This is a genomic window from Halomonas getboli (assembly GCF_023094245.1).
Taxonomy (GTDB): domain Bacteria; phylum Pseudomonadota; class Gammaproteobacteria; order Pseudomonadales; family Halomonadaceae; genus Halomonas; species Halomonas getboli.
The window spans coordinates 461100-472604 of sequence record NZ_JALMEW010000002.1 but is presented as its reverse complement, the minus strand read 5'-3'; the positions used below and the strand labels follow the sequence as shown (position 1 = coordinate 472604).

Sequence of the window (11505 nt, the reverse complement as noted above, 5' to 3'; positions counted from 1 at the left end):
TTGCGCTGTCTTCCAGCTTATGGCTGGTTGACCAACCACAGGGCGCCGTAGGGCGGCAGGGCGTGTTCCGACTGCCAGACCTCGCCGTCGAGTCGGTCCCGCCACACGCCTTCGTTCAGCTCCTCCAGCGCCAGCGGTTGGGGGCGGTCGGTGACGTTGTGGATCGCCAGCAGCCGGCGCCCGTCGTCCAGCGGGCCGCGCTCGACGACCAGCAGCGCCGCTGGCGTCTCGATCACCCGCTGGGGCACGTCGGGGTGGAAGCAGGGCTCGTCGCGGCGCACCTCGAGCAGCCGCGTCAGGGCGGTGAAGGCCTGATGGGTCGAGGTGTGGCGGCTGTCGAGCAGCCGCTCCAGGCTGCCGCGGTCCCAGCTGTGGCGATTGATCGAGCGCAGCCGGCCGCTGCGCTCCATGCCCTCGATGTCGTTGAGGGTGCCGGTCAGGGCGTGCAGGTAGAGGGCGGGAATGCCCTGCAGGCCGAGCATCAGCTGCTGGCTGCACAGGAAGCGCGGCATCTGCCAGGGGTCGGCGCCGCGCCGGGTGCCCTTCATGGCATCGAACCAGGTGATGTTGATCTCGTAGGGTGAGTCCTCGCCGTCGTCCTTGGTGCGCATGCTGACGAAGCCGCCGAAGCGGTGCATCAGCTCGAGCAGTGCCTCGACCTCGTGGGGCGGCAGCCAGCCCTCCAGCGGGCGCACGCCGATGCCGTCGTGGCTGGCGGTGAAGTTGAGGAAACTGCAGCCCGGCGGCAGCTCGGGCAGGCTGCGCAGCCAGGCCGCCAGGGTGCCGGCCTCGCCGCTGGTGAAGGTGTGCAGCAGCAGCGGCGGCAGCGGGAACTGGTAGACCAGGTGCGCCTCGTCCGGTGTCGTGCCGGCCTGCTCGAGGCCCTGATCTTCCAGACCCTGACCTCCAAGACCCTGTCTTTCGAGACCAAAGTAGCTGATGTTCTCGCGGTGCGGCACGTTGGTCTCGGTGAGGATCAGGGCCCCCGGTGCCACATGGTCGGTGATGGCGCGCAGCAGCCGCACCACCTCGTGGGTCTGGGGCAGGTGGATGCAGGAGGTGCCGACTTCCTTCCACAGGTAGGCGATAGCGTCCAGACGGATCACCCGCGCGCCCTGACAGAGGTAGAACAGCAGGATGCCGACGAACTCCAGCAGCACGTCGGGGTTGGCGAAATTCAGATCGATCTGGTCCTCCGAGAAGGTCGCCCACAGGTGGCGGGGGCCGCGGCGGGTCGGCACCTTGACCAGCAGCGGCGAGTTGCGCGGGCGTACCACCGCCGAGAGATCGGTCTCCGGGTCCATTTCGATGAAGTAGTCGCGCCCCGGCAGGTTGCCGCCCAGATAGTCGGCGAACCACAGCGACTCGCGGGAGACGTGGTTGAGCACCAGGTCGATCCCGAGGTCGTGGTGGCTGGCCAGCTGGCGGATATCGGGCCAGTCGCCCAGCCGCGGGTCGACCTCGCGGTAGTGGATGACCGAGAAGCCGTCGTCGCTGCTCCAGGGAAAGAAGGGCAGCACGTGCACGCCGCTGAAGGTGCTTCCGAGCCGATGGGCGAGGAAGTCGTCGAGCACCTCGAGCGGAGCGTGCTCGTCGTCGACCAGGCTGTCGCCGTAGGCGATCAGCCACTGGTCGCGCTCGCTCCACAGCGGCCGGGCGGGCGGTGTTTCCCCATCCGGGGGCGTCATGGGCGCCTGATGCGCCAGCAGGGTGAGCAGCCGACGCAGCACCTCGTCGGCGCGGGGGCCGTAGAGCATCGTCAGGTGGCGGTGGGCCCGCTCGCGGAAGGCCTCGGCGGCCAGCGGCGTCGATAGAGAGGGTTCCGGCATGGCGATGGCCTCTTGGTGGATTTTCCCATAAGCATGCAGGCCGCGTGCCATCTGTCCACGTTCGAGGAATCTGGAAGCGTTGCCCCGCTGCCTTGAGTCTATAGCGGCTACAGGCTCTAGGCTGGTGCTCATTCAGAAGACGAGACGTTTCAGGAGGTCATCATGGCGTGCAACGCCGCCGACGCCGGTTTCCGCCGACACCACTGGCGGGTGGAGGGCATGGACTGCCCGAGCTGTGCCGGCAAGATCCGTGGCGCCCTGGAGCGCCTGGACGGCGTGAACGACGTGCGGGTATCGGTCATGCAGGGCTCGCTGGCCCTCGATCTGGAGGCCGGGCGGACGGCGCCGGAGACCGTGGAGTCGCTGGTCGAGCGGCTGGGCTATGGCGTGCATCTCCAGCAGCCGGCGAGCGCGAGCCAGGCCGTGGGCGGCTGCTGTGGCGGTGATCATGTTCACGACCACGACCACGACCACGACCACGACCACGACCACGACCACGACCACGACCACGACCACGACCACGACCACGAGACCATGATCCAGGCCGCGGGAGCATCCCGGACCTGGCGCGTGAGCGGCATGGACTGCCCGAGCTGCGCGGCGACGATTCGCGGCGCCCTGAAAGCGCTGCCCGGCGTCGATGGCATCCGCGTCTCGGTGATCAACGAGACGCTGAGCCTGTCGTTGGACGAGGACCGGACCTCGCCGGAGACGGTCACCGCCACCGTGCGCCGGCTGGGCTATGACGCCACGCTTCACGAAGACGCGGCGGAGACGAACGACGCCCCTCCCAGGCAGCGCTGGTTCGCCACCGCCAAGGGGCGCCAGGTGCTGGCCACCGGCGTCGCGCTCTCCGTGGCCACGCTGCTGTGGGTCACGCTCGGCGCCGAGCTCGCCCACTGGGCCTTCTTCGCAGCCTGCCTGATCGGGCTGGCGCCGATCGCCAGGCGTGCGGTGACGGCGGCGCGGGTCGGCATGCCGTTCACCATCGAGATGCTGATGACCCTGGCCGCCGGCGGCGCGCTGATCATCGGCGCCGCCGAGGAGGCGGCCATGGTGGTGCTGCTGTTCGCGATCGGCGAGATCCTCGAGGGCGTGGCCGCCGACCGGGCGCGCTCGGGTATCCGCGCGCTGGCCGAGCTGGTGCCCAGGGAAGCGCGGCTCGAGACCGCCGACGGCGAGACGCGCACGGTGGACGCGTCACATCTGGCGGTCGGCCAGGTGGTGGTGGTGCGCCCCGGCGACCGCATCCCCGCCGACGCCACCATTCTCGAGGGCCGCTCGGCGATCGATGAGTCGCCGGTGACCGGCGAGTCGGTGCCGCGGGACCGGGGCGAGGGCGACGAGGTGTTCGCCGGCTCGATCAACCATGACGGCGTGCTCCGGCTGCGCGTGGCCCGGCCGCCCGAGGACAACACTATCGCGCGCATCATCCGGCTGGTGGAGGAGGCCCAGGAGGCGCGGGCGCCTACCGAGCGCTTCATCGACCGTTTCAGCCGCGTCTACATGCCGGCGGTGGTCGGTCTGGCGGCGCTGGTCGCGGTGGTGCCGCCGCTGGCGATGGACGGCGCCTGGAGCGAGTGGACCTACCGCGGCCTGGCGCTGCTGCTGATCGGCTGCCCCTGCGCGCTGGTGATCTCGGTGCCGGCGTCGATCGCCTCGTCGCTCTCCAGCGGCGCCCGGCACGGGCTGCTGCTCAAGGGCGGCGCGGTGATCGAAGCCGCCGCCCGCACCGAGGCGGTCGCCTTCGACAAGACCGGCACCCTGACCGAGGGCCGGCCGCGGGTGACCGACGTGGTGCCGGCGGGCAATGATGTCGCCGCTCAGGATGTCATCGCCCTGGCGGCGAGCCTCGAGCGCGACGCCAGCCATCCGCTGGCGCTGGCGGTGGTCGAGCACGCGGACTCGCTCGGCGTCGCGCCTTCGCCTGTCAGCGAGGCCCGAGCGGTGCCGGGGCAGGGCATCGAGGCGCTGATCGAGGGGCGTAGGGGCTTCGTCGGCGCGCCGCGCCATGCGGCCGAGCGCGCCACGCTGGCCGAGGCGCTGGCCGCGCGCATCGAGGAACTCGAGGGCGAGGGCAAGACGGTGATCGTGGCGCTCGAAAACGGCGTGGTGCTGGGAGCGATCGCCCTGCGCGACGAGCCGCGGGCCGATGCCGTGGCAGGCGTGCAGGCGCTGACGGCGCTGGGCGTGCGGTCGGTGATGCTGACCGGCGACAACGATCGCACCGCGGCGGCCATCGCCGGACGCCTCGGCATCGAGCGCCGCGCCGAGCTGTTGCCGGAGGGCAAGGTGGAGGCGATCCGCGAGTTGGCCGGCCATGAGCGGACGATGATGATCGGCGACGGCATCAACGACGCCCCGGCGCTGGCCAGCGCCCAGGTGGGCGTGGCCATGGGCTCGGGCACCGACGTGGCGCTGGAGACCGCCGATGGCGCGCTGCTGCGCAACCGGGTGGGCGACGCGGCGGCGATGATCCGGCTGGCGCGGGCGACCATGGCCAACATCCGTCAGAACATCGCCATCGCCCTGGGGCTGAAGGGGCTGTTCCTGGTCACCACCGTGCTCGGTATCACCGGGCTGTGGCTGGCGATCCTGGCCGATACCGGCGCCACCGTGCTGGTCACGCTCAACGCCCTGCGGCTGCTGCGCTTCGCGCCTGGCGGGAGTGACGTGACGGAAGACGACGCGGCCGTTGCCGCCTCGCCCGCGGCACACTGAACTCGTCTGGCCGCATGAAAAACGCCGCGCCGGCAATCCGCCGGCGCGGCGTTCTGCGTCAAGGCGCGAGGTCAGACCTCCCTGTACAGCTCGGCGCCCTGGTTGCGGAACTTCTCGGCCTGCTCGGCCATGCCGCGCTCCACCGTCTCTCGTTCTACCCACTCAGGGTCGCCGTCGAGGCCGTTGCCGGTGGCCCCGTCCTTGAAGACCGAATCGCGGACCTCCTGGCTGATCTTCATCGAGCAGAACTTGGGCCCGCACATGGAGCAGAAATGGGCCACCTTGGCCGAGTCCTTGGGCAGGGTCTCGTCGTGGTACTCGCGGGCGGTGTCCGGGTCGAGGCCGAGGTTGAACTGGTCCTCCCAGCGGAACTCGAAGCGCGCCTTCGACAGCGCGTTGTCACGCCTTTGCGCAGCAGGATGCCCCTTGGCCAGGTCGGCGGCATGGGCGGCGATCTTGTAAGTGATGATGCCGGTCTTGACGTCGTCCTTGTTGGGCAGCCCCAGGTGCTCCTTGGGGGTCACGTAGCAGAGCATGGCGCAGCCGTACCAGCCGATCATCGCCGCGCCGATGCCGGAGGTGATGTGGTCGTAGCCGGGCGCGATGTCGGTGGTCAGCGGCCCGAGGGTATAGAAGGGCGCCTCGTCGCACTCGCGGAGCTGCTTGTCCATGTTCTCCTTGATCAGGTGCATTGGCACGTGGCCGGGGCCCTCGATCATCACCTGGACGTCGTGCTGCCAGGCGATGCGGGTCAGCTCGCCCAGGGTCTCGAGCTCGGCGAACTGGGCCTCGTCGTTGGCGTCGGCCACCGAGCCCGGGCGCAGGCCGTCGCCTAGCGAGAAGGCGACGTCGTAGCGCTTGCAGATCTCACAGATCTCCTCGAAGTGCTCGTAGAGGAAGCTCTCGCGGTGATGATAGAGGCACCACTTGGCCATGATCGAGCCGCCGCGGGAGACGATGCCGGTGGTGCGCTTCGCCGTCAGCGGCACGTAGCGCAGCAGCACGCCGGCGTGGATGGTGAAGTAGTCGACGCCCTGTTCGGCCTGCTCGATCAGGGTGTCGCGGAACACCTCCCAGGTCAGGTCCTCGGCCACGCCGTTGACCTTCTCCAGCGCCTGGTAGATCGGCACGGTGCCGATCGGCACCGGGGCGTTGCGGATGATCCACTCGCGGGTCTCGTGGATGTTCTGCCCGGTGGACAGGTCCATGATGGTGTCGGCGCCCCAGCGGATGCCCCAGGTCATCTTGTCGACCTCGTTCTCGATGGAGGAGGTGACCGCCGAGTTGCCCAGGTTGCCGTTGATCTTCACCAGGAAGTTGCGGCCGATGATCATCGGCTCGGACTCCGGGTGGTTGATGTTGTTGGGGATGATGGCGCGGCCGGCGGCCACCTCGTCGCGCACGAACTCCGGGGTGATCTCCTGGGGCAGGCGGGCGCCGAAGGCCTCGCCCGGATGCTGGTGGCCGAGGATGCGTTCGACCTCCTCGGTCCCGAGGGCTTGCCGACGTTGATTCTCCCGAATGGCGATGAATTCCATCTCCGGGGTGATGATGCCCTGGCGGGCATAGTGGAGCTGGGTGACGTTCTTCCCTTCCTTGGCGCGGCGGGGTGCGCGGGTCAGCTCGAAGCGCAGCGGGGCGAGCATCGGGTCGTTGGCGCGGCGGCGGCCGTACTCGGAGGTCGGGCCGTCGAGGAACTCGGTGTCGTCGCGGGCCTCGATCCAGCCGCGGCGAAGCTCGGGCAGGCCGCGGCGCAGGTCGATCTCGGCCTCGGGATCGGTGTAGGGGCCGGAGGTGTCGTAGACCAGCAGTGGCGGATTCTCTTCATCCGCCCCCGACGTGCGGGTCGGCGACAGGCCGATCTCGCGGAAGGGCACGCGGATATCGGGCCGCGAGCCTTCGACGAAGACCTTGCGCGAGCCGGGCAGCGGGGCCACGGCGGCGGCGTCGACGCGGGCGCTCTCGTTGAGGAAATGGGTGGTCTTGCTCATGGTCGTGCTCCCTTGGCTTGAATGGTTCGTCAGGGAGGACCGTCGGGGAGGACAGGGGCGGCCGACGCCGAGGCGCCGCCGCGTGTCGCTTGATCCCTACGCTGGTCCTAGCCAGTTCAGGTTCAACGGGATCCATGCTCGGGCGTCTCGCGCCGCATGATCTCAGCCGTCTTCAACGGCACCCCGTCAAGCGTGGTGTGGCTCGCCGTGGTGGCGGGCCTTATTGCATCATGTTGTCTGTTTGGTCCGGGCTCGCCGCCGAGCCGGGGAAGGCCGAAGAGGAGGTCCTACGCCAGGGATGGCGTCGGTAGCGTACAGGGAAGTATTCACAGCGCCTCCTCGGAGGCCTTCCTCGGCGATTCCTGTCTCAACGGCCAGCTTGCCGCTAAATCAGTCCGCGCGATCCAGCCCCATCTGCCAGAAGTCGATCTCCAGCCGGGTGGCGTCGCGGAACAGTCGCGCCAGCTGGTCGAAGCGCGCCGGCGTCACCTCGGCCAGGCGCGCGTCCAACCAGGCGATCTCGGCGTGCATCGCTTGCTGGAAGTCGTCGCCCTGGTACATGGCGATCCAGGCATCATAGGGGTTGGCGTCGCCGCGCACGGTGAACGGCTGCGCCTCGAGCCAGTTGGCGATCTCGCCGTAGCCCACCAGGCAGGGGGCCAGCGCCACGCGCAGGTCGAGCAGGTCGCCGCGGCTGCCGGCGTCGAGCACGAAGCGGGTGTAGGCCAGGGTGGCCCGGGCCTCGGGCAGGGCCGCCAGGTCGTTCTCGCCGATGCCCCATTCGCGGCAGAAGCCGCGGTGCAGGTCCAGCTCGACGTCGAGGATGGTCTTCAGGCCATCGAAGGCCTGGCGCAGCTCGTCCAGGTCGCGGCTCTTGTAGGCGGCCAGGGCGTAGGCGCGGGCGAAGTGGATCAGGAACAGGTAGTCCTGCTGCAGGTAGTGGCGGAAGGCGTCCGCCTCGAGCGTGCCGGCGCCCAGGGCGCGGACGAATTCATGCTCGGTGTAAGCGCGCCAGTCGGCCTGGCAGGCGGCGGTGAGATCACTGAAACGACGGCCCATCTTGCCTCCGATTCCGTTGAGAGCGGATGCCGGAGGGCGTGCATGGCGCACGAGCGCAGGGGAAACGGGAGGTAGGGGCGGCGCACGAGGAGGGCGCGCCGGCCCACCGCCTGATTCCCTACGCCGGTTCACGTGCGGCGCGTGCCACACCCACCCGGATCAGGTTCCACGGGACCAGCGCTGGGCTCTGTCTCGAACGTCGTCGAGCGCGAACCTGCGCCATCTCAGCCGGTTCCACCGGCACCCCGTCAAGCGAATGGGCCGAGTCTAGCAGCTTGGCGGGCGACGAACATCCCCGTCGTCGCTCCGGCCGCTCGACGGTCACTCGCCCTGGACGGCGCGGGCCTCGGCGCTCGCCGACCCCGCCCAGTGGCGGCCGAAGGACTGGATCGGCATCTCGCAGGGGCGCTCGGCCGGCGGTGCGGCGGGGTCATCGGCTTGCTCGAGATCCAGCGAGGCCGGCCTGGCCTCGAGCACCGCCGGCGGGGCGGTCTCGCCGGGCACCAGCAGCAGGCCGCACCGGCGCAGGCGACGCCCGATCGTCAGGCTGCTGCTCCAGCGCACCAGCGGCGCGGCCAGCATCAGCCCGAGCCATACCGGCGTCAGCCACCAGAAGAAGGTCGGCGTGGCCCACCAGGTGATGCCGGCCCACAGGGCGCCGGCCAGGGTGCCCGGCCAGGTATGGCGCAGCGCCTCGCGCCAGGGCAGGGCGCGCCCCTCGCGCGACTGCGGGTTCCAGGCCACGGTGCGGCCGCTGAAGACCTCGATCACGAAGCGGCTGTGGAAGACCATCATCAGCGGCGCGATCAGCATCGCGAACAGCGCCTCGAGCAGGGCGCTGGCGACCAGCCTGCCGCGCCCGCCGTAGCGGGACGGCGACCGGCACAGGGCCAGCACGACGCCCAGCAGCTTGGGCATCAGCAGCATCGCCAGGGTGCCGCCGAGCAGCGGCATGATCAGGTTGGGCGGGGCGATCGGCCAGTTCGGGAACAGCTGGGCATTGGAGGTGAAGAAGTTGGGTGCGATCAGGGCGCGCAGCAGGGCATCGGCGGTGCTGACCACGAGAATCGCCAGCCAGACCAGCGATGACAGATAGGCCAGCGCGCCGCACAGGAAGTGCACGCGACTGACCATGTGCAGGCCGCCGGCGCCGAGCAGGCGCAGGTGCTGCAGGTTGCCCTGGACCCAGCGTCGGTCGCGCTTGGCGTAGTCGAGGATATGGCTCGGCATCTCCTCGAAGCTGCCGCCGAGGTCGGTGCGCATGCGGACCTCCCAGCCGGCGCGCCGCAGCAGCGCGGCCTCGACGAAGTCGTGGCTGAGGATGTCGCCGCCCAGCGGCGGGCGCCCGGGCAGCTCGGGCAGGCCGGCATGCCGGATGAAGGGCGCCACGCGCAGGATGGCGTTGTGGCCGAAGTAGTTGGCGGCGTCGGACTGCCAGAAGCTCAGCCCGGCGGCCAGCATCGGCGAGTAGACCGCCGCCGCGAACTGGTTGGTGCGCCCGAACAGGCTGTCCTGGCGCACGGGAATCGGCACCGTCTGCAGCAGCCCGAGGCGCGGATTGGCCTCCATCTGGGCGATCAGCTCGTGCACGGTATCGCCGCTCATCACGCTGTCGGCGTCGAGCACCAGCATGAAATCGTAGCGCTGTCCCCAGCGCTGGCAGAAGTCGCCGAGGTTGCCGGCCTTGCGGCCGGCGTTGCTATCGCGATGGCGGTAGTGCACCCGGCAATGGCCGGACAGCCGCCGCTGCAGCGCCGCCATGACGGCCTTCTCCTCGGCCACCACGGCCTCGTCGGTGCTGTCGCTGAGCACGAAGGCCTCGATGTGCCGGCGCTCGGTGATCGGCGGCAGGTCTCGGCAGGTCGCCTCGAGGCCGGCGGCGACCCGCTCGACGTCCTCGTTGTGGATTGGCATCACCAGGGCGGTGCGCGAGCGGGCGTCGTCGGGCGGCCGGGGCGAGCCGGCCCGGGCCAGGCTCAGCGGGTCGCGCCCGGCGAGGCTCAGGACGAAGCCGATCAGGCCGCTCCAGAAGGCCACGGCGATCCAGCCGAAGGTCACCGCGAACAGCGCCAGGACCGCCAGCTCCAGCGGGGTCAGGCCGCCGACGTGGAGGATGCGGAACATGGTCCAAACGCCGAGGGCGGTGGTGGCGGCGATCAGCAGGGCGACGGCCCAGCGGCGGGTGCGGCGCCAGGGAATGGGCGCCGCGGCGTTGCGGGAATCAGCGGCGCTCATCGGGATACCAGACATAGTTCCAGGTTTCGGTCAGCGGCTCGCCGTGCAGGGTCAGGGCCAGGCGCATGTCGGCCGGCGTGCCGTCCTCCGGCGCGAGGCGGAAGCTGACGCGCCAGGTGTGATCGGGCAGGCGCTGCACGCGGGGCTCGATCAGCTCGCCGCTGGAGGTGCTCAGGCGCGGCTCCACCGGCTGGTCGGCCTCGAGGCCGTCGAGCGTGGGCCCCTGGAAGTCGACGATGAAGACGCGCTGGCTGGCGGGAGGCGGATCGTCCTGCCCCGGCGTGGCACCCCAGCCCTGGCGCGAGCGCAGCACATGGGCGAGGCGCTGGTCGGGCGGGGTGGCGCCGAGGGTACTCAGCCGGTAGCGGAAGGTCCGCGACTGCCCGGCCTCGAGCGGCTGCTCGGGGATCCAGTAGGCGGTGATGTTGTCGTTGGCCTCGCTGTCGGAGGGGATCTCGACCAGCTCGACGCGGCCCTGGCCCCAGTCGCCCAGCGGCGTGACCCATTCGCTCGGGCGCGTCTCGTAGCGGGCCTCGGCATCCAGATAGGCATCGAAGCGGCGCGGCCGCTGGATCAGTCCGAAGCCCTGGGGCGAGGTGTCCTGCAGGCTCGACAGGTGCAGCGTCTCGGGATTGCTCAGCGGGCGCCAGATGCGCTCGCCGTCACCGGTCTGCATGGCCAGGCCGCTGGAGTCGTGGACCCGGGGGCGATAGTCGTCCGCCGGGTAGTTTCCGAGCCCACCGTGCAGGTACATGCTGGTCAGCGGCGCGATGCCGAGTTTGGCCACGTCTTCGCGGGCGAACAGCCGCGCCTCGGTCTCGACCGTGGTCGGCTCGCCGGGGGCGATCTCGAAGCGATAGGCGCCGGAGAGCGACGGGCTGTCGAGCAGGGCATAGACCGTCAGGTGCGTGTCCTCGGGGCCGGGCTCGACCAGCCAGAACTCGCGAAAGGCCGGGAACTCCTCGCCGCGGGGGGCGCCGGTGTCGATGGCCAGCCCGCGGCTCGAGAGGCCGTAGCCCTGATCGCGACCGATCATGCGGAAATAGGAGGCGCCGAGAAACACCATGAACTCGTCGCGGTAGTCGCCGCTGTTCAGCGGGTAGTGCAGGCGGAAGCCGGCATAACCGAGATCGCCGAGGGCCTCGGCGTCGAGATCGGCCAGCTTGGCGGCCTCGCCATCGTAGCGGAAGCGCGATGGGTCGAAGGGCAGCGGACTGACCTCGCCGTCCTGATCGACCAGGTTGAGCGCGACCGGCTGGTCGTAGAGGAAGCCGGGATGGAACAGCTGGACCTCGAACAGACCGTCGTCGTGCCAGAGTGCCCGGTCGGGGCGAAAGCGGATCTGGCGGTAGGTATCGTAGTCGAGCTCGGTCAGCGCCGGCGGCAGGTCGGCGTCCGGCGCCTCATAGGGCGCGTCGGCCAGACGCTCGGCCCGGTCGGTGACACGGTCGAACAGCCCCTGCTCGGCGGCGGGCCCGGCGCTGGCCTCCATGGCCAGCGTCGTACCCAGCGAGAGGGCCAGGAAACGGAACAGCGATGTCATGAGGTGACTCTCCTTGGAATCCCGCCGGCATTCCCTGCGCGAGCCGGTCCAGGGGGTCGTGTCGTGTTATGAGTATGATTATCGTGAAAAGCGTACCGGGGTTGGTCAGCGCGCCGCCGGGATGGTT

Annotated in this window: 6 protein-coding genes and 1 riboswitch; of the genes, 1 reads left to right on the top strand and 5 read right to left on the bottom strand. The window is 70.1% G+C overall.

The genetic code is table 11. The features are described 5' to 3' along the window. Positions 1-17: 17 nt before the first annotated feature. The gene (locus MYL53_RS07140; RefSeq protein WP_247852924.1) at positions 18-1829 is read right to left on the bottom strand and encodes a sugar phosphorylase; all 1812 of its coding nucleotides are present in this window, start codon (positions 1827-1829) and stop codon (positions 18-20) included. Between the two features lie 162 nt (positions 1830-1991). Here MYL53_RS07140 and MYL53_RS07135 point away from each other — a divergent pair, with 162 nt between their 5' ends. Beyond that, positions 1992-4550 (top strand): heavy metal translocating P-type ATPase, encoded by a 2559-nt coding sequence (locus MYL53_RS07135; RefSeq protein ID WP_247852923.1) that lies wholly within the window; start codon positions 1992-1994, stop codon positions 4548-4550. Between the two features lie 71 nt (positions 4551-4621). Here the strand turns inward: MYL53_RS07135 and thiC are convergent, their stop codons facing one another. The 4 genes from thiC to MYL53_RS07115 form a co-directional block, all read right to left on the bottom strand. Beyond that, positions 4622-6541 (bottom strand): phosphomethylpyrimidine synthase ThiC, encoded by a 1920-nt coding sequence (thiC, locus tag MYL53_RS07130; RefSeq protein ID WP_247852922.1) that lies wholly within the window; start codon positions 6539-6541, stop codon positions 4622-4624. Between the two features lie 76 nt (positions 6542-6617). Continuing rightward, positions 6618-6737, bottom strand: a riboswitch (TPP riboswitch). Positions 6738-6931: 194 nt separating this feature from the next. Beyond that, on the bottom strand, positions 6932-7600 hold the full coding sequence (gene tenA / locus MYL53_RS07125; RefSeq protein WP_247852921.1) for a thiaminase II: 669 nt from the start codon (positions 7598-7600) through the stop codon (positions 6932-6934). Between the two features lie 321 nt (positions 7601-7921). Further along, positions 7922-9835, bottom strand: coding sequence for a glucans biosynthesis glucosyltransferase MdoH (gene mdoH, locus MYL53_RS07120; protein ID WP_247852920.1), 1914 nt, complete (start codon positions 9833-9835; stop codon positions 7922-7924). Further along, a complete protein-coding gene (locus tag MYL53_RS07115; RefSeq protein WP_247852919.1) occupies positions 9822-11378 on the bottom strand; it encodes an OpgD/OpgG family glucan biosynthesis protein in 1557 nt (518 codons plus the stop codon). The genes mdoH and MYL53_RS07115 overlap by 14 nt, the downstream gene beginning before the upstream one ends. Positions 11379-11505 lie beyond the last annotated feature (127 nt).